This is a genomic window from Aureitalea sp. L0-47, assembly GCF_026126405.1.
Classification (GTDB): Bacteria; Bacteroidota; Bacteroidia; order Flavobacteriales; family Flavobacteriaceae; genus Pukyongia.
The window spans coordinates 1-17,469 of sequence record NZ_JAFMTQ010000003.1; the positions used below are offsets into that span (position 1 = coordinate 1).

Here is a 17,469-nt window from a genome sequence, read left to right on the forward strand (position 1 = left end):
CTACTTAGTTTAGTCATTTCGATATAGAATCAAGACGTTTCCGTCCCAATCCCATATACGCTGTCAATTTCAATATCTCAATGAACGTACCCCTTTTCGAGGCGTCTTTTCTTAACTCAAAAAAACAGCCAACATTCAAATCAGCCGTTTTTAGCGGGTGCAAATATACAACATTTTTTAATCCCAACAAGGATTTGAAAATTAATTTCAAAATAAAAATGAAGACTTTAGAATTTCCCCGTTTTTAAGAACTTATGTCGCTCGTGAAAGCGGATGCAAATATACAGTCCATTTTATTTCCCACAAGTGATTCAGAGATAAAATTTCGAAAAAGTTTCGTGCTGCTTATCTAAGTATTTGATACTTCTCAAATTACTCCAGGAAATATTTTACAACAAATCTTTACCTATATATCTACTCTATTAGGTTCGATCTCCGCGTTAGGGATTGAAGCGACATCCTCTCCTTCGCTCACAGAGCTATGGAGAGATAAAGCGCAAAGCCCGACCCATGTAGGGTGCTCTGCTCTCCTACAGGGGTAACGCCCAAAGAAAAATAATACCATAAGACCTTATTGTTTATAGCCGAAAACCGTAGTATCTTTGGCCCTTAAATTAATAAGATATGATTGGGATCACGCTACCAGATGGAAGTGTAAAACAAGTGGAGGCCGGAACTACTCCCATGGATGTGGCTAAGAGCATAAGTGAGGGGCTGGCACGAAATGTAATTTCGGCATCGTTCAACAACGAAAAGGTCGAGACCTCTACCCCACTCAACACAGACGGATCCCTGGTGCTATACACCTGGCGCGATGATGCGGGCAAAGAAGCCTTTTGGCATTCCACTTCCCATATTATGGCACAGGCGCTGGAAGAAATGTATCCGGGCATCAAATTAACGATAGGACCACCCATCGAGCATGGGTTTTACTACGACATTGACCTCAATGGCCATACTATTTCTGAAAAAGATCTACCAGCCGTAGAGAACAAGATGCTGGAGATCGCTCGTGGAAAGCATGATTTTAAAATGCGATCCGTAAGTAAGGAAGAAGCTTTGCAATTCTATCGCGACCAGGAGAACGAATACAAGGTGGAGCTGATTGAAAACCTGGAGGATGGCACCATTACTTTTTGCGATCACGATACGTTTACGGACCTCTGCCGAGGAGGACATATCCCAAACACAGGCATCGTAAAGGCGGTGAAGCTGATGAGTATCGCCGGAGCCTATTGGAGAGGTGATGAGAACAATCCGCAACTAACTCGTGTTTACGGCATATCGTTTCCGAAGCAAAAGGAACTGAAAGAATACCTTGAGCTTCTCGAAGAAGCTAAAAAACGAGACCACAGAAAGCTAGGCAAAGAACTGGATTTATTTACCTTTTCTCAAAAGGTGGGGCAAGGTCTTCCTTTGTGGTTGCCAAAAGGAGCTGCTCTTAGAGAACGACTGGAGAATTTCCTAAAGAAAGCTCAAAAGAAAGCCGGTTATGAAATGGTGGTTTCGCCACATATCGGACAGAAGGAATTATATGTTACCTCCGGTCATTATGCCAAGTACGGTGAAGACAGCTTTCAACCTATCAAGACTCCCAATGAGGATGAAGAGTTTTTGTTGAAGCCGATGAACTGTCCACACCACTGTGAGATATACAAAAGCAAGCCATGGTCTTACAAAGACCTGCCAAAGCGTTTTGCTGAATTCGGAACCGTTTACAGATACGAACAAAGTGGAGAACTTCACGGCCTAACCCGCGTACGCGGTTTCACACAGGACGATGCCCACATTTTCTGTACTCCTGATCAATTGGATGAGGAATTCAAAAAGGTGATCGACCTTGTGTTGTATGTATTTGGTTCGTTAGGATTTGAAGACTTCACTACCCAGGTTTCTTTAAGGGATCCTGAAAAGCCCGAGAAATATATTGGAGATCCTGAAGTATGGGAAAAGGCCGAGCAAGCGATAGTAAGTGCAGTTACGGATAAGGGGCTTGATTTTGTAATAGAAACAGGAGAAGCAGCCTTTTACGGACCTAAGCTTGACTTCATGGTGCGGGATGCTCTTGGGAGAAGCTGGCAATTGGGAACTATACAGGTGGATTATACCTTACCGGAACGCTTTGAACTAACCTATAAGGGCAGTGACAATGAACTCCACCAACCGGTTATGATTCACAGGGCACCGTTTGGAAGTATGGAGCGTTTTGTCGCCATACTGCTGGAACATACAGGAGGTAATTTCCCGTTGTGGCTCATGCCCGAGCAAGTTAGTATACTGTCTCTCAGTGAAAAATATGAGAATTACGCTCAAAAAGTTTTAAATTTGTTAGAAAATAACGAAATTCGCGCCCTTGTTGACAATCGCAACGAGACCATCGGAAAGAAGATCCGTGAGGCGGAGATGAGCAAAATACCTTATATGCTTATCGTTGGTGAACAGGAAGAAAATGATGGTACGGTTTCTGTAAGGAAACATAGCGAAGGCGACATAGGCACGATGAGCGTTGAAGAATTTTCCGAAATGATTAATTCGGAAATTGAAAAGAATAGTGTCGAATTTAATGTTTAACAGATCCGCATTGACGGATTTATAAATACTTAGTTATAGCAATACGAAGAAAAAGAAGCAGAGGCCCGGCAAGGGTCATTAAAAAAGATCTACACCGGATCAATGACAAAATCCGTGCGGAGGAACTCCGTGTGGTTGGAGATAATGTAGAGGTAGGAATCTATTCCAGACAACAGGCACTTAAAATAGCCGAGGAACAAGGTTTAGACCTGGTAGAGATCTCACCGAAAGCAACCCCACCTGTTTGTAAGGTGATGGATTACAAAAAGTTCGTTTACGAACAGAAAAAGCGTGAGAAAGCGCTAAAGGCGAAAGCCTCTAAAGTGGTAATCAAGGAGATCCGTTTCGGACCCAACACAGATGATCACGACTATGAGTTTAAAAAGAAGCATGCCGAGAAATTCTTGAAGGACGGAGCCAAGCTAAAGGCCTATGTGTTCTTTAAGGGGCGATCGATCATATATAAAGACAAGGGGGAGATATTGTTACTCCGACTTGCCCAGGAACTGGAAGACTACGGAAAGGTAGAGCAAATGCCAAGACTGGAAGGAAAGCGAATGACAATGTTCATCGCGCCTAAAAAGAAATAACCCTTCAACATGCTCAGGGACCAATAGGAAAATGAGCGTTCAGGGAAAGATTAATGAAGTAATATAAAACATAGGAAACATGCCGAAACAAAAAACAAAATCCAGTGCCAAGAAGCGATTTAAGCTAACAGGTACTGGTAAAATCAAAAGAAAGCATGCGTTCAAAAGTCACATCTTAACAAAGAAGTCGAAAAAACGCAAGCTAGCCCTCACTCATGACACTACGGTGCATAAACATGATGAGGACAATGTTAAGCAGATGCTTCGTTTGAAGTAATCCTTAACCGGTTAAACTATTTTAAAAACCCTGGAGTATGGCCCGTAAAGAGTTTTAAGTTTTGAGTTCTAAGTTTTAAGTTGATGAATATTTAAAACTTAACACTAAAAACTCATCACTGAAACCGCCTGCTACAAAAAAAATTAAATTATGCCAAGATCAGTAAATTCAGTTGCTTCCAGAGCCCGAAGAAAAAAGGTGATGAAGCACGCCAAAGGTTACTTTGGAAGACGTAAAAACGTTTGGACAGTTGCTAAGAATGCCGTGGAAAAAGCCATGTTGTATTCATATCGCGACCGCCGTACAAAAAAGAGAAATTTCAGATCCCTATGGATCACCCGTATCAATGCGGGGGCACGTCAGCACGGAATGTCTTATTCTCAGTTTATAGGGAAACTCAAAGCCAATGACATCGAATTGAACCGCAAGGTTCTTGCCGACCTGGCTATGAATCACCCGGAAGCTTTCAAAGCTATTGTAGACAAAGTAAAATAAGATTTTAACATATTACTTCGGAAAAACCCGCTCAATGAGCGGGTTTTTTATTTTCATTAAGAGAAAACAGAAATTTGTACATTCGTGAAATAGTGTAATCTTTTGTATTTCAGGTTTTTCCATATCGTCTTGATCCTCCTGGCGGCAAACTGCTTCGCCCAGCCTGAACCCAGGTTCAACTACACCGGAAGCGATGGACATCGTATTCACCTCCCATTGGGCAAAGTGTCTTTTGCCGATTCCGTAGTAGCATTTCACATGGGTTTTCCCAGGCCACTTAGCATTTTTAGGGATAGTACCCAGGCTTTGAACCGGCCAAACTACAAAGGGTATAAAAGCCCCGATTTTGTGTCGCTGGGCTGCAAGGGCTCATTAGTGCTGAAATTCAATAACAATGGATTTATGGATCTACTTGGTCCCGACCTGGCCATTTTTGAAGTAGGACCTGCCCGTGAACGTGCCTCAATTGAGGTGAGTGAAGACGGTATGATATGGTATAGCGCTGGTGCTACCAATGGTGGAACTTCGAAAATAGACCTCTCCAACAGTAATATAGACCCAAATAAGATATTTTATTATGTAAGAATCAGGGACTTGAAAGACGAGTGTGCCGGTAAAAGTGCCGGGGCGGATATCGATGCCATAGCTGCAATCAATAGCGTACTAAAAATTTCAGTAAATGCCGATGTTCTTTTCGATGTAGATGAATACAAACTAAAGTCGTCCGCAAGGAAAACCCTGGATTCACTGGTACAAGCCATTCGTGTGGTGGAAAAAGGAACCATACTAATTGAAGGCCATACCGACAATGATGGTGAAGAAGAGTACAACCTTGAATTATCTGAGAACAGGTGTAAATCGGTCCATAAAAAACTCGAAAAGATGCTGGCGTATGTAGGAGACTATCATTTTGAAATCCGAGCATTTGGTGAATCAAAACCCAGAGTAGAAAACAACTCGGACGAAAACAAACAAATAAACAGGCGTGTAGAAATTATGGTGCTTCCGCCCAGGGATTATTTTGAATCGTTCACTGAAGAATAGATCAGGTCTTTTGCTTCTTCTTCTTGGCTGCCGGGAAGAGCACGTTATTTAGGATCAGTCTATACCCCGGAGATGTGGGGTGCAGCGCTAATTCGGTTTTGGCGTCCCCTACCCTGTGCTGATAATCCTCGGGATCATGACCTCCATAAAAGGTAAAGAAACCCTTACCCTTGATACCGTGAATGTATCTGGCCTCGCCATTTGTTTTGGTCTCACCCATCACGAGGACATTCGACTTTACTGTGCTTCTTCTATAAGAGGTAGTCTGTCCCATAAAGCCTTTTACCAGGGAGGTATGATTCTGCACAAGCATGCATGGAATCGGATCCCATTTGGCAGAGTAATCCATCAATGAGAAATAGTCGGTCTCCTTAATTATTCGCCTGTCGCGAGTCATGTCGATAGAAGAAAACTCATAGACCATCGGACTCCTTTCGAGGGTAAAATCTTTGAACGCAAAAGTTTTATTGAAATCTATTTTCCCCTGATATCCGGGTTCGCTTGGGTCCCCATCGAACATAGGTTCGCAGATATCTACGCCTTCAGCCGCCAGGGCAATATCAAAACTATCTGTGGCACTGCACATGGCGAACATGAATCCACCGCCAATAACGTAGTCCCTGATCTTCAGAGATACATCGCGCTTAGCTTCGGAAACTTTGCTATATCCTAGTTTAGTGGCAAGGGCTTCTGCTTTGCGTTTTTCTTCAATATACCAGGGTGCAGAGCGATAGGCGCGATAGAACTTCCCATACTGACCCGTAAAATCTTCGTGGTGCAAGTGTAACCAATCGAAGAGAAGTAACTGATCGCCTAAAACTTCCTCATCGTATACAACCGTATATGGAATCTCGGCGTAGGTTAGTACCATGGTAACGGCATCATCCCAGGGTTGATTTCCCTTTGGTGAATACACCGCGATGCGCGGTGCTTTTTCCAATACCACGGCCTCCATATTTTGTGATGGGCTGCTTATCTCTTCGAGTATCTGTTCTGCTTTCGAATCTGACAATACCTCATACAAGACTCCCCTGATCTGGCACTCCTTCCGAATCTCTTCAGCATCCGGTAGAAGAAAGGAGCCACCTCTGTAATTGAGGAGCCACTTCACTTTTTGCTGGCGTTCGAGAGTCCAGTAGGTAATTCCGTATGCTTTGAGGTGTTCTTTCTGGCCTTCCGCATCCATGGGAATCAGGATATAAGAAGCAGAGAGCTGTCCGAAGGACATAAGTAGTATAAAAAGGGTGAATAATCGCGTCATCATGCTAAGATAACGACAAAATTTGTTCCAAATTGAATTTTAAGAAATATATAACCGGCAATTAGAACGGCACGTCGTTGTCGTCGTCCGGAGATAGATCATCGTTCATACTGCTTCCGAAGGCCTCATCGGCCGATGGGAAATGATCGGTCTTAAAGGTGTCATCATTAGCTGCGTCATTCATCCTTGAATGGATCTCGGTTGGGAAGTCGAAAGTCTCGAGGTTCTCAAACCTACCGAGGTGACCGATGAACTTGAGTCGGATCTCATCCAGCCCACCATTACGATGCTTGGAAACTATGAATTCTGCCTGACCTGCCGTAGGAGTTCGGTCTTCGTCGTCCCATTCGTCTATTTTGTAGTATTCTGGACGGTAGATGAAGGATACTATATCTGCATCCTGTTCAATCGCCCCGGACTCACGCAGATCACTCAACAATGGACGCTTACTACCCCCTCTTGTTTCCACGGCTCTGGACAGCTGAGAAAGTGCTATAACCGGTACGTTCAATTCTTTTGCAAGTGCCTTCAGGTTTCTGGAGATCGTTGAGATTTCTTGCTCCCTGTTTCCCCCTTTCATGCTGCCTCCGGCAGTCATTAGTTGAAGGTAATCCACAATGATCAACTGAATACCATGCTGAGAGGATAGACGTCTCGCCTTGGCCCTTAGGTCAAAAATTGAAAGTGATGGTGTATCATCGATGAAGAGAGGTGCTTTTTCAAGTCCCTTTACTTTCACGTTGAGCTGTTCCCATTCGTGTTTGGCAAGGTTCCCTGTTCTTAGCTTTTCTGAATTAAGGCCTGTTTCAGAAGAAATCAATCGTGTGATCAACTGAACCGATGACATTTCCAGTGAGAAGAAGGCCACGGGTATATTGTGCTCCACAGCTATATTTCGAGCCATTGACAAGGTAAGTGCTGTTTTACCCATACCCGGTCGAGCTGCAATAATAATAAGGTCACTGGGCTGCCAACCTGATGTTAGTTTGTCCACCTTTGTGAATCCTGAGGGAACACCTGATAATCCTTCACGATTTGCAATTTCCTCAATTCGCTTCTTGGCCTGGATAACTAAACTTTGTGCAGTTTCCGAAGATCGTTTGATATTTCCCTGTGTGATTTCGTACAATTTCGACTCCGCATTGTCGAGTAAATCGAACACGTCGGTGGTTTCGTCGTAAGAGTCCTCGATGATCTCGTTTGATATCTTGATGAGGCTGCGTTGAATGAATTTTTGAAGGATTATTCTCGCATGGAATTCAATGTGTGCCGAAGAGGACACTTTTTGCGTTAATTGTACCAGGTAAAACTCCCCTCCAGCCGCGTCCAGCTTAGCATTCTTCTTCAATTGGGCCGAAACGGTTAATAAGTCCACTGGCTCACTGTTTTCAAAGAGCATGTGGATGGCTTCAAAGATGTGTTGATGTGACTCTTTGTAGAAGACCTCGGCGTTGAGGATATCAATGACCTCATCGACACCTTTTTTGTCGATCATCATTGCCCCTAACACAACTTCCTCTAAATCAACCGCTTGCGGAGGTAATTTTCCTTTTTCCAAAGAAATAACCTGGGACGACCGTGAAGGATACGTTGAGTGAGGTTTCAGTTTTTCCATTGAGCGAATGTAAATAAAATGTTAAGACAAGCAGTAATTTCGGTAGGTTCTAGTATTCACCATTCATTAACAATTGAACTGTTCATAACTCAGATTTATTGTTAATAAGTTACAAAAAAATCCGAAGCAGAAACTTCGGATTTTCTAAAGGGTTGTTATTGCTGAATTTAGCCTTTATGGACTCCCATTTCAGAATATTTTTTCATACGATTTTCCACCAATTCCTTTGGGGATAAATTCTCAAGACCTCGAAATGCCTTTTCGATTGCATTGGCTACTATGAGATATGTTTTTTCCTTATCGCTATGTGCTCCTCCAAGAGGTTCTTTTACAATCTGATCGATGAGCTTTTGTTTCTTCATATCGGCGGCAGTTAGCTTGAGGGCTTCTGCTGCTTGTTCCTTATACTCCCAGCTACGCCAGAGGATGGACGAGCAGCTTTCGGGGGAGATTACCGAGTACCAGGTGTTTTCAAGCATTAGCACTTTATCACCTACTCCTATCCCCAGTGCACCTCCACTGGCTCCTTCACCTATGATGACCACGATGATAGGAACTTTCAAACGGGTCATTTCCATGATATTCCTTGCAATTGCCTCGCCCTGTCCCCTTTCTTCGGCTTCCAGGCCGGGATATGCACCCGGAGTATCGATGAGGGTCACCACCGGCACACCAAATTTTTCGGCCATTTTCATAAGGCGCAATGCTTTGCGATAACCTTCGGGGTTGGCCATTCCGAAGTTTCTATACTGTCGGGTCTTGGTATTGAATCCTTTTTGCTGACCTATGAACATATAGCTCTGGTCACCAATCTTTCCCAGTCCGCCGATCATCGCCTTATCGTCTTTAAAACTGCGGTCACCGTGCAGTTCCAAAAAAGAATCCCCACAGATGGCTTTTATATAATCCAAAGTATAGGGACGGTTAGGATGACGGGAAAGCTGGACACGCTGCCAGGGAGTTAGGTTCTTATAAATCTCCTTTTTAGTTTCTTCCAGCTTAAGTTCTATTTGCTTACAGGTATTGCTTACATCTACATCACTCTCTTCACCAATCTTGCAGGCTTTTTCGTATTGTTCCTGTAGCTCCTTGATAGGTAATTCAAACTCAAGATATTCCATAATTAAAGGTTTGCTGAATTTAGTTGGCTTAGCTCACAAAGATAAAACTTTGAATTTAGTTAGCCCTCCCTCCTTTACTTTTTATAGTGCGCCTGGTTTTCATGATTCCGTTTATGATCACCGTAACCAATATGATAAGTGCTCCATAGTAGAATTGCGGACTCATATTCTCCGAATCTCCCAGGATAAGCAAAGCGAGAATGATTCCGTAAAGAGGTTCCAGGTTGATGGTGAGCATAACGGTGTAAGGGCTAAGCCATTTCATTACGTGGATCGAGGCTATGAATGCATAGGCCGTGCACACCGAAGCGAGAATGATCAGGTATATCCAGTCGTTTTTATTCAGCTGAAAAAATTCCGAAGTAAAACTACCATTGAACATCAGGTAAATTGTAATGCACATCACACCGAAAAGCAGTTCGTAAAACGATATGACCGAGGCTTTATGTCGCTTTGCCATCTTCCCGTTGATCACCGAAAACAGCGAACCTAAAAAAGAAGAACACAACGCCAGAAGAATTCCGTTCACATAAGCTGTCTCGAATTGAAAGATGATATAGAGTCCTATAACCACCAGGATTCCGAAAAGTACCTCATATCCATTGATCCTTCGTCGATAGTAAAGAGGTTCCAGGAAGGATGTGAAAAAAGCACCTGTAGACATCACCGCCAGGGTAACGGAAACGTTCGAAATTTTGATAGCGCCAAAGAAAGCCAACCAGTGCAATGCAATGAGCAAACCTGCGATAAAGAAACCAGCCAGGGCCTTTCGGGTGTGTTTTAAATCTACTTTCCACAACAGGAGAAAGAGCAAAATAAAACCTGTTGCCAACAACATGCGGTACCAAACGAGGGGAATGGCTTCAATGGATATCAGCGCTCCCAGGACAGCAGTGAATCCCCAAATGAAAACGATCACATGAAGGTGAAGGTAATTGAGAAGCCTAGCGTTTTGCATTTCGTAACAGATATACTGCTAAAATACCAAATACAAAATTAGGGAACCAGGTAGCAATGAAAGGAGAAAACGTACTCTGTTCGGCCATAGTGCCGAAGATCTTATCGAAGAAGATATAAACCATACCAATGGCGATTCCGATGGCAAGATTCACACCCATTCCTCCCCTTCTCTTAATGGATGAAACCGCCACTGCGATCACGGTGAGGATATAAGCCGACACCGGTAAACTCCACCTTTTGTACTGAACAACCTCATAGCGATTGATATAGGAAGAACCTCGCTCTTTCTCTCTCTTGATGAATTTATTCAGTTCTGTGAAATTCAATGTTTCGGCTATGTATTCAACCGGGGTAAGATCTTCCAGTTCGAAAGTAAAGGTGGTATCCACCCTTCTCCTCTTCTCAATGATGTCTTCGTTCTCGAGGATGGTACGTTTCTTATAGTTTAATAAAGAATAGGTGCTATCTGCTTCATTGAATTTGATCCGACTTGCAGAGATCTTGTAGACCATCTTATTCCCTTCAATATGTTCAAGCGTAAAATTATTTCCTGATTTTTCCTTTACGTTGAAATAGCTCACATAGATATAATCATTTTCATTGATCTGCCTGAACACATTAGTCTGGTTGCGATCTCGTTTACCTTTCTTTAAATAGGTATAGGTAAACTCGTTGAATCCTTTACTCGCCATGGGAGCCAGGTACATCCCCAGAACCAATGCACCAAGACATACTATGGTCGCACCTATAATATAGGGTCGCAGGAACCTTGAGAAGGACACACCACTACTCAGAAAGGCGATCACTTCGGTATTGTTAGCCAGTTTTGATGTAAACCATATCACCGAAAGGAACAGGAATAGTGGAAATAGCAGGTTGGCAAAATAGACGGTAAAATCCAGGTAGTATTTCGCCACTTCAATGAATGGCACCTCGTTAGCGAGGATCTTGTCTATCTTTTCGGCAAGATTTACTGTAATACCTATCGGAATGAATAGAAGTAACAAGAGGATGAAGGTCCCCAGGTATTTGCGCAATATGTACCTGTCCAGTATGCTAAGCATTACAAGCGTTTGTCCATTTGTTTCACCATGGTTTCCTTCCAGGATCTGAAGTCGCCGGCTAAGATATGCTTTCTCGCCTCTCTTACCAACCACAGGTAGAATCCGAGATTGTGAATTGTTGCGATCTGACGTCCAAGCATTTCGTTTACAGTAAATAAGTGACGTAAATATGCCTTACTGTAAGCCGTGTCCACCCAGGTAATATCCATTTCGTCTATAGCCGAAAAATCATCTTCCCACTTTTTGTTCTTGATATTAATGGTCCCATGTGCGGTAAATAACATTCCGTTCCTTCCGTTCCTGGTGGGCATGACACAGTCGAACATATCGATACCCAGTGCAATATTCTCCAAAATATTGATAGGTGTTCCCACTCCCATAAGGTAACGTGGTTTCTCTTCCGGAAGTATTTCAGTTACTACCGCCGTCATTTCATACATTTCGTCCGCCGGCTCACCAACCGATAGCCCGCCAATGGCATTTCCGAAGGCATCAGTATTTGAAATATACTCGGCCGATTGCCTTCTCAAATCCTTATAGGTGCTTCCCTGTACTATGGGAAAGAAAGCTTGTTCGTGCTCGTATTTCAAAGGTGTTTTCTGAAGGTGATCCAGGCAACGATCCAGCCAGCGATGCGTCATACGCATCGATCGTTTGGCGTAATCGTAGTCGCAGGGATAGGGTGTACATTCATCGAAGGCCATAATGATATCGGCGCCTATCGAACGCTGTATCTCCATGACATTTTCAGGAGTGAAAAAGTGAAAGCTTCCGTCGATATGCGATTTGAACTTTACTCCTTCTTCCTTTATCTTTCTATTTGCTGAGAGTGAATATACCTGGTAACCGCCGCTGTCCGTTAGGATATTCCGGTCCCAGTTCATGAATTTATGCAGACCACCTGCTTTTTCCAGTATGGGTATCTGGGGCCTGAGGTAAAGATGATAGGTATTGCCCAGGATGATGTCCGGGTTGATATCTTCGGAAAGTTCCCGCTGATGCACTCCTTTTACGGTTCCCACCGTTCCAACGGGCATGAATATAGGTGTCTCTACTTTCCCGTGACCGAGTGTGATGGTACCCGCACGCGCAGATGAATTCTCGTCTTTTCCTTCCAGTTGAAAGTGCATAATCGCATTTAAAGGGCCAAAACCCGTGCTGAGCTGCAAAGATATACGATTTGTGGGTTTAGCCTCCTAAAATACTGTTAGAAGCTTCAGAGATTTCGGAATGTTGTAATTATGTTAACTAATTAGGGCAAATCGTTAATAACTGCCCAATTTAGCCCTTTGTTCCACTTTGAGAATGCGTTACTTTTGAAGCTGTAAAAAACAAGATTATGCCGGATATTTCCTATCTAAACGACTTAGTAATCCAGGTACGTAGGGATATACTAAGACAAGTTCATAAAGTAAATTCGGGCCACCCCGGTGGTTCATTGGGTTGTACCGAGTTTTTTGTAGCCATGTTCCAGGAGATCATGGACAGAAAAGAAGGATTCGACATGAACGGAACTGAAGAAGACATCTTCTTCTTATCCAACGGTCACATATCTCCGGTATTTTACAGTGTCCTGGCACGGTCGGGCTACTTCCCGGTAGATGAACTGAATACCTTCCGTTTAATTAATTCACGATTACAAGGCCATCCTACCACTCATGAAGGTTTACCCGGAATAAGGGTTGCCTCAGGTTCCCTGGGACAAGGAATTTCAGTTTCTGTGGGTGCAGCTACAACAAAAAAACTTAACAATGACGATCATCTCGTTTACACGCTTTGCGGTGATGGCGAATTACAGGAAGGTCAGAATTGGGAAGCGATCATGTATGCGGCGGCTCACAAAGTAGACAACCTCATAGTGACCGTTGATTACAATGGACAGCAGATCGACGGATCGACAGATGATGTACTTGCCTTAGGTAACCTTAAAGCCAAGTTTGAGGCTTTCGGATGGACCGTCCTTGAAATTGAGAACGGAAACGACCTGCAGCAGGTGATCGATGGAATGAAAAGCGCTAAGGAACTTACGGGTAAAGGCAAGCCCGTTTGTGTTCTAATGACCACAGTGATGGGTAACGGTGTGGATTTCATGATGCACACCCACGCATGGCACGGAAAAGCACCAAACGATGAGCAATTGGAAATAGCACTTGCGCAAAATCCTGAAACCATTGGAGATTACTAAGATGAAAAAGTTACTCATTGTCTTCCTGATTCTGTCGTGTACCATTGGTGCTAAGGGTCAGGAACTCACGGTGAACCTGGATTACGAAGTAACCTATACTATTCCTGCTCCCAGGCGAAATACATCAGACACTATTACAGTGGGTTTCACTAAGGATGGCAGGTACCTGCATTCAAATATTCCTTTTTTGGGGGAAGATTTCGGAAGGAGTGTACTGAAGAATCCTGATTTCGATCTTTCAAATTCGGATGCGAACTTTGTTCTGGACACCCAGCAGATGCTTTTCTATTTTCATTTCAATTTTGAAGATAATATCATGTTCATGAAGATGAATGTAGAGAATTTTATTCCTGTTGAACGTGATCCGCTGGAGGGCGATCTGGATCTTATAGCGGAGGCCACGGGCGATAAAATAAATCTCGTAGGCAACAGCTATCCAACTTTCTTACTATACCCGAAGAATGAACCTGAAGAACCACTCACCCTGGTCATGGATACCAACAGGCCAGTCAATAATTTAAACTTAATCAATGAGTTTGTCGAGTTGATGCTGCGCAAGACCGAAAGCGAAGGCAGTGCAAGTTTCGACATTCCCAACGGGCTTATCCTTGGTGCCTATACTACTAGTGGCACCTTATTCGAAGCTATTTCAGTTAAGGACATCAATTCATCAATAAACATCTCCAACGGATTCAATATAAAAGAATGAAAAAATATACAGATACCGGTAAGAAAGATACTCGCTCAGGCTTTGGAGCCGGACTCACAGAGTTAGGAAAAAAGAACGAAAACATTGTGGCTCTTTGTGCCGATCTCACCGGATCCCTGAAAATGGACGAATTCAAAGCGAACCATCCGGATCGCTTTTTCCAGGTAGGGATCGCTGAGGCCAATATGATGGGAATAGCTGCAGGGATGACCATTGGTGGTAAGATTCCCTTCACCGGTACTTTTGCCAATTTCTCAACCGGAAGAGTCTACGACCAGATCCGCCAAAGCATCGCTTACAGTCATAAGAATGTAAAGATATGTGCATCTCACGCCGGACTTACCCTGGGTGAGGACGGAGCAACACATCAGATCCTTGAAGATATCGGACTTATGAAGATGTTGCCCGGGATGACGGTGATTAACACTTGTGATTTCAATCAAACTAAAGCTGCTACCATTGCTATTGCAGAGCATCACGGACCTGTCTACCTTCGTTTCGGGAGGCCCAAGGTAGCTAACTTCACCCCGGAAGACCAGGTATTCGAGATTGGAAAGGCAGTGCAGCTACAGGAAGGAAACGATGTTACGATAGTGGCAACCGGTCACCTTGTATGGGAAGCCCTGGAAGCTGCCAATTCGCTTCATGAGCAAGGAATCTCGGCAGATGTTATCAATATTCATACTATCAAACCATTGGATAAAGAAGCTATCCTGAATAGTGTAGCCAAAACGGGTTGTATTGTAACCGCTGAAGAACACAACTACCACGGAGGTCTTGGCGAAAGTGTTGCCAGGGTTTTAGGAGAAAATACACCAACGCCCCAGGAATTCGTGGCAACTCAAGATACCTTCGGGGAATCCGGAACTCCAGCACAACTGATGGAGAAATACGGACTAAACGCCAAAGCCATCCATAAAGCGGCTAAGAAAGTAATGGGACGCAAGTAAGCCTTTTGGTGAAGGACCGTATTCCTTCAGTAATTAAAAAGGAAAAGCCTCACTTAAACGGTGAGGCTTTCTAATTTTTTCAGAAATAATTAATTCTAACTATCTGAATCCAGATAATCTACAATCCCATCCCCATCTTCATCGGGGTAAGTAATATTTCCATTGGCGTCTATCTCGATCTCATCTCTTGTTGGACGACCATCACCATCGTCATCGTTATCAGCATAGTTCGGAAGAAGGTCTAAATCCGTATCATCGTCTTCTTCTAAATTATTCCCATTTAGGTCTTCCACAACCGATGGCACACCATCGTTATCCTGGTCACCCATTTCATTTTCGTATAGCTGAAAGGCGAAGATCAACTGGGCATAGGTAGGAATCACCGAAGTTGGTGGGGGGTTCACGTAGTAACCAAGACCGGAAGGCATAAAAACAGCTCCGATGCCATAACCCTCAAAGGAAGTTGACCCATCAGGGTTAGTAACTATAGAGGTGGCACCTTTAAACTCAACCAGAACATCTTGCAGCCCATTAACAACAGCTGTCATATCGAATCTAATAGGAATTGTTGATGCATCGAATCGTCGTGAGTAAGGTAGAATCTCTTCTTCCTTGTTTATGTAGGTCCCATCGTAGGTGATAGTCGCTAAATCAGGAAATTCCGGGCGGTCTCCTCCCCCTTCTTCTACCACGAGGTAATACAATTTGTATTCTAATCCTTCTTTAATACGATCCTTTACCATTTTGGAAGTGACCTGTTCTCTCAAAGGTGTTTTATCCGAATTAACCCCTGCTATCGTATCGAATTTGATCTGGAAATCGAAATTAGCCGGAGGATTCGCGAATTCTTCGTAATTATAAAAGTGAGTATTCAGGTATTCTTCAATTATAGCCTGGGCCACCGGTGCTTCTTCCGCTCGATCCCTGGCAGGAATGAAGTTATCTTGTACATCGTCATCATTGCCACACGAATTCACAATCAGGAGAATCGATAGTGCGGTGAAAAGTAGACCAATATATTTTTTCATCATCAATTTTTAGAGTGGTGCAAGATACAATTTTCCACTATTTTTGTACGATATATTAACGTAGAATTAAGTGGGATTGTATGAGGGTTGATAAATATCTCTGGTGCCTCAGATACTATAAAACGAGAAGTATTGCTACTCGTGCTTGCAAGAAGGGTTCAATTACGGTGAACGGGAGCACGGTGAAACCATCCAGGGAGGTATATCCCGGAGACGCAATAGGCTTGCGAAAGGAGCAAATCAATTTCACTTTGGAAGTACTTGACCTACCCGATAGCCGATTGGGCGCCAAACTCGTTGATATGTATCGCAAGGACACTACACCCAAAGAGGCATTTGCCAATAAGGAACTGCTTAAATACTCGAAAGAATACTACCGAAAAAAGGGTGTGGGACGGCCAACGAAAAAGGATCGGAGAGACCTTGAGGATTTTACCGAAAGTGAATTCGATTAGTTCAACGGTTTATTATCTTTGAAAAAAACAACTACATGGCACAGGAAACAGTAATTCTGAATAAGACCCAGATCGCTCACAAGCTGAAACGGATGGCCTACCAGGTATATGAGACCAACATCAATGAGAAAGAGGTGGTTATCGCGGGTATTGAGAGCAACGGTTATCTTGTGGCAAAGAAACTGAAGCGCCTGGTGGAGAAGGTCTCTCCTATTGATGTAACACTGTGCAAAGTAACCATCGACAAATCAGTCCCTACCAATCCAATCAAGACCTCGATCGATGCCGAGGCCTACACGAATAAGTCGGTGGTACTGGTAGACGACGTATTACATAGTGGTACGACGTTGATCTATGGAGTGAAACATTTCCTGGAAGTTCCTCTAAAGCAGTTCAAAACCGCTGTGCTTGTTGATCGGAATCATAAAAAGTATCCTGTAAAAGCCGATTTTAAAGGTATTTCGCTATCTACTTCCATAAGCGAAAATGTCTCCGTGATCATTGAAAAGGACAATGACCGGGCTATTCTAGAATAGCTGGAGAACGATCTCCCGTACTATTTCAGAAATACTTTTTCCTTCTACGGAAATGATGGTTTCCGATCTTTCATAGACCGGTGCTCTTTCGAATAAGTGTTTCCGTATGAAGTCGGTTAGATTCTCCCTATCATCCAGATGGGCTATAAGTGGTCTTTTACTTCGCTCTTCAAACAATCGCGTCGTGAGTTCATCCACCGAAGCTTTTAAGTAGATTGTTCTTACCTGCTCCGATTCCAGGAAAAGATTCATGGTATTTCCATAGCAGGGTGTTCCGCCTCCTGTGGCAAGTACGAGCTTGTTTTTTTCATTCAGAACTTTGGCAACGGCTTCGCTTTCTTTTCTTCTGAAGTAGATCTCTCCTTTTGTGGCGAATAGTTCCTGTATGGATTTGGATTCTTGAATTTCGATGTAATTATCCAGGTCGGTAAAAGAGAAATCCAACGTTGATGCCAGCTCCTTACCAACAGCAGTTTTACCGCTGCCCATATAACCAATTAGTACTAAGATCATTCGCTCAGGATTGTTATGTTCATGGTTCTGAAGCTTCTCATCGCTTATTGACAAATTTAATTTAATATGCTTTGAAAAATAAATTTATTGATAGT

The 17,469-nt window shown here is 43.3% G+C and carries 18 protein-coding genes; 10 read left to right on the forward strand and 8 right to left on the reverse strand.

Features of this window, described 5'->3' with window-relative positions; genetic code table 11:
- Positions 1 to 624: 624 nt before the first annotated feature.
- The 5 genes from thrS to J1N09_RS04580 all read left to right on the forward strand — a co-directional run bounded on the left by thrS (position 625) and on the right by J1N09_RS04580 (position 4,977).
- Positions 625 to 2,571 carry a threonine--tRNA ligase gene (gene thrS, locus J1N09_RS04560; protein WP_265198474.1) on the forward strand — a complete coding sequence of 649 codons (1,947 nt, stop codon included), beginning with the start codon at positions 625 to 627 and terminating at the stop codon, positions 2,569 to 2,571.
- Positions 2,572 to 2,648: 77 nt separating this feature from the next.
- Positions 2,649 to 3,161, forward strand: a complete 513-nt coding sequence (gene infC, locus J1N09_RS04565) for a translation initiation factor IF-3 (protein ID WP_265198846.1) — start codon at positions 2,649 to 2,651, stop codon at positions 3,159 to 3,161.
- A gap of 79 nt (positions 3,162 to 3,240) precedes the next feature.
- On the forward strand, positions 3,241 to 3,438 hold the full coding sequence (gene rpmI, locus J1N09_RS04570) for a 50S ribosomal protein L35 (RefSeq protein WP_265198475.1): 198 nt from the start codon (positions 3,241 to 3,243) through the stop codon (positions 3,436 to 3,438).
- Positions 3,439 to 3,588: 150 nt separating this feature from the next.
- A complete protein-coding gene (rplT, locus tag J1N09_RS04575) occupies positions 3,589 to 3,933 on the forward strand; it encodes a 50S ribosomal protein L20 (RefSeq protein ID WP_265198477.1) in 345 nt (114 codons plus the stop codon).
- 102 nt (positions 3,934 to 4,035) lie between these two features.
- Positions 4,036 to 4,977 (forward strand): OmpA family protein, encoded by a 942-nt coding sequence (locus J1N09_RS04580; RefSeq protein WP_265198478.1) that lies wholly within the window; start codon positions 4,036 to 4,038, stop codon positions 4,975 to 4,977.
- A 1-nt stretch (position 4,978) separates the two neighbouring features.
- On the opposite strand, the gene J1N09_RS04585 is transcribed toward J1N09_RS04580, so the two are convergent.
- From J1N09_RS04585 to tgt, 6 genes are all read right to left on the reverse strand, one after another.
- A complete protein-coding gene (locus J1N09_RS04585) occupies positions 4,979 to 6,238 on the reverse strand; it encodes an asparagine synthetase B (protein ID WP_321160798.1) in 1,260 nt (419 codons plus the stop codon).
- A gap of 61 nt (positions 6,239 to 6,299) precedes the next feature.
- On the reverse strand, positions 6,300 to 7,853 hold the full coding sequence (gene dnaB / locus J1N09_RS04590) for a replicative DNA helicase (protein ID WP_265198480.1): 1,554 nt from the start codon (positions 7,851 to 7,853) through the stop codon (positions 6,300 to 6,302).
- Between the two features lie 167 nt (positions 7,854 to 8,020).
- Positions 8,021 to 8,974, reverse strand: coding sequence for an acetyl-CoA carboxylase carboxyltransferase subunit alpha (locus J1N09_RS04595; protein ID WP_265198481.1), 954 nt, complete (start codon positions 8,972 to 8,974; stop codon positions 8,021 to 8,023).
- A 55-nt stretch (positions 8,975 to 9,029) separates the two neighbouring features.
- The gene (locus tag J1N09_RS04600) at positions 9,030 to 9,932 is read right to left on the reverse strand and encodes a DMT family transporter (RefSeq protein WP_265198482.1); all 903 of its coding nucleotides are present in this window, start codon (positions 9,930 to 9,932) and stop codon (positions 9,030 to 9,032) included.
- Positions 9,919 to 10,998, reverse strand: a complete 1,080-nt coding sequence (locus tag J1N09_RS04605; RefSeq protein ID WP_265198849.1) for an LptF/LptG family permease — start codon at positions 10,996 to 10,998, stop codon at positions 9,919 to 9,921. Before J1N09_RS04605 ends, J1N09_RS04600 begins: the two co-directional genes overlap by 14 nt.
- On the reverse strand, positions 10,998 to 12,128 hold the full coding sequence (gene tgt / locus J1N09_RS04610; protein ID WP_265198484.1) for a tRNA guanosine(34) transglycosylase Tgt: 1,131 nt from the start codon (positions 12,126 to 12,128) through the stop codon (positions 10,998 to 11,000). The genes J1N09_RS04605 and tgt overlap by 1 nt, the downstream gene beginning before the upstream one ends.
- Before the next feature lie 209 nt (positions 12,129 to 12,337).
- Between tgt and J1N09_RS04615 the strand changes: the two genes are divergently transcribed.
- Genes J1N09_RS04615 through J1N09_RS04625 form a run of 3 tightly spaced genes read left to right on the forward strand, consistent with a single transcriptional unit; the run spans position 12,338 to position 14,842 of the window.
- Positions 12,338 to 13,183: a transketolase gene (locus J1N09_RS04615; protein WP_265198485.1), complete on the forward strand. Its 846-nt coding sequence runs from the start codon at positions 12,338 to 12,340 to the stop codon at positions 13,181 to 13,183.
- Position 13,184: 1 nt separating this feature from the next.
- Complete coding sequence (locus J1N09_RS04620; RefSeq protein WP_265198487.1) at positions 13,185 to 13,892, forward strand: hypothetical protein; 708 nt, start codon at positions 13,185 to 13,187, stop codon at positions 13,890 to 13,892.
- The gene (locus tag J1N09_RS04625; RefSeq protein ID WP_265198489.1) at positions 13,889 to 14,842 is read left to right on the forward strand and encodes a transketolase family protein; all 954 of its coding nucleotides are present in this window, start codon (positions 13,889 to 13,891) and stop codon (positions 14,840 to 14,842) included. The genes J1N09_RS04620 and J1N09_RS04625 overlap by 4 nt, the downstream gene beginning before the upstream one ends.
- A gap of 95 nt (positions 14,843 to 14,937) precedes the next feature.
- Here J1N09_RS04625 and J1N09_RS04630 read toward each other — a convergent pair whose 3' ends face one another.
- On the reverse strand, positions 14,938 to 15,870 hold the full coding sequence (locus J1N09_RS04630) for an FKBP-type peptidyl-prolyl cis-trans isomerase (protein WP_265198490.1): 933 nt from the start codon (positions 15,868 to 15,870) through the stop codon (positions 14,938 to 14,940).
- 80 nt (positions 15,871 to 15,950) lie between these two features.
- On the opposite strand from J1N09_RS04630, the gene J1N09_RS04635 reads away from it, so the two are divergent.
- Both J1N09_RS04635 and J1N09_RS04640 read left to right on the forward strand, forming a co-directional pair.
- Positions 15,951 to 16,325, forward strand: coding sequence for an RNA-binding S4 domain-containing protein (locus J1N09_RS04635; protein ID WP_265198492.1), 375 nt, complete (start codon positions 15,951 to 15,953; stop codon positions 16,323 to 16,325).
- A gap of 35 nt (positions 16,326 to 16,360) precedes the next feature.
- Positions 16,361 to 16,861 carry a phosphoribosyltransferase family protein gene (locus J1N09_RS04640; protein ID WP_265198493.1) on the forward strand — a complete coding sequence of 167 codons (501 nt, stop codon included), beginning with the start codon at positions 16,361 to 16,363 and terminating at the stop codon, positions 16,859 to 16,861.
- On the opposite strand, the gene J1N09_RS04645 is transcribed toward J1N09_RS04640, so the two are convergent.
- Positions 16,853 to 17,374 (reverse strand): shikimate kinase, encoded by a 522-nt coding sequence (locus J1N09_RS04645; RefSeq protein WP_265198496.1) that lies wholly within the window; start codon positions 17,372 to 17,374, stop codon positions 16,853 to 16,855. The genes J1N09_RS04640 and J1N09_RS04645 overlap by 9 nt on opposite strands.
- Between the last annotated feature and the right edge of the window lie 95 nt (positions 17,375 to 17,469).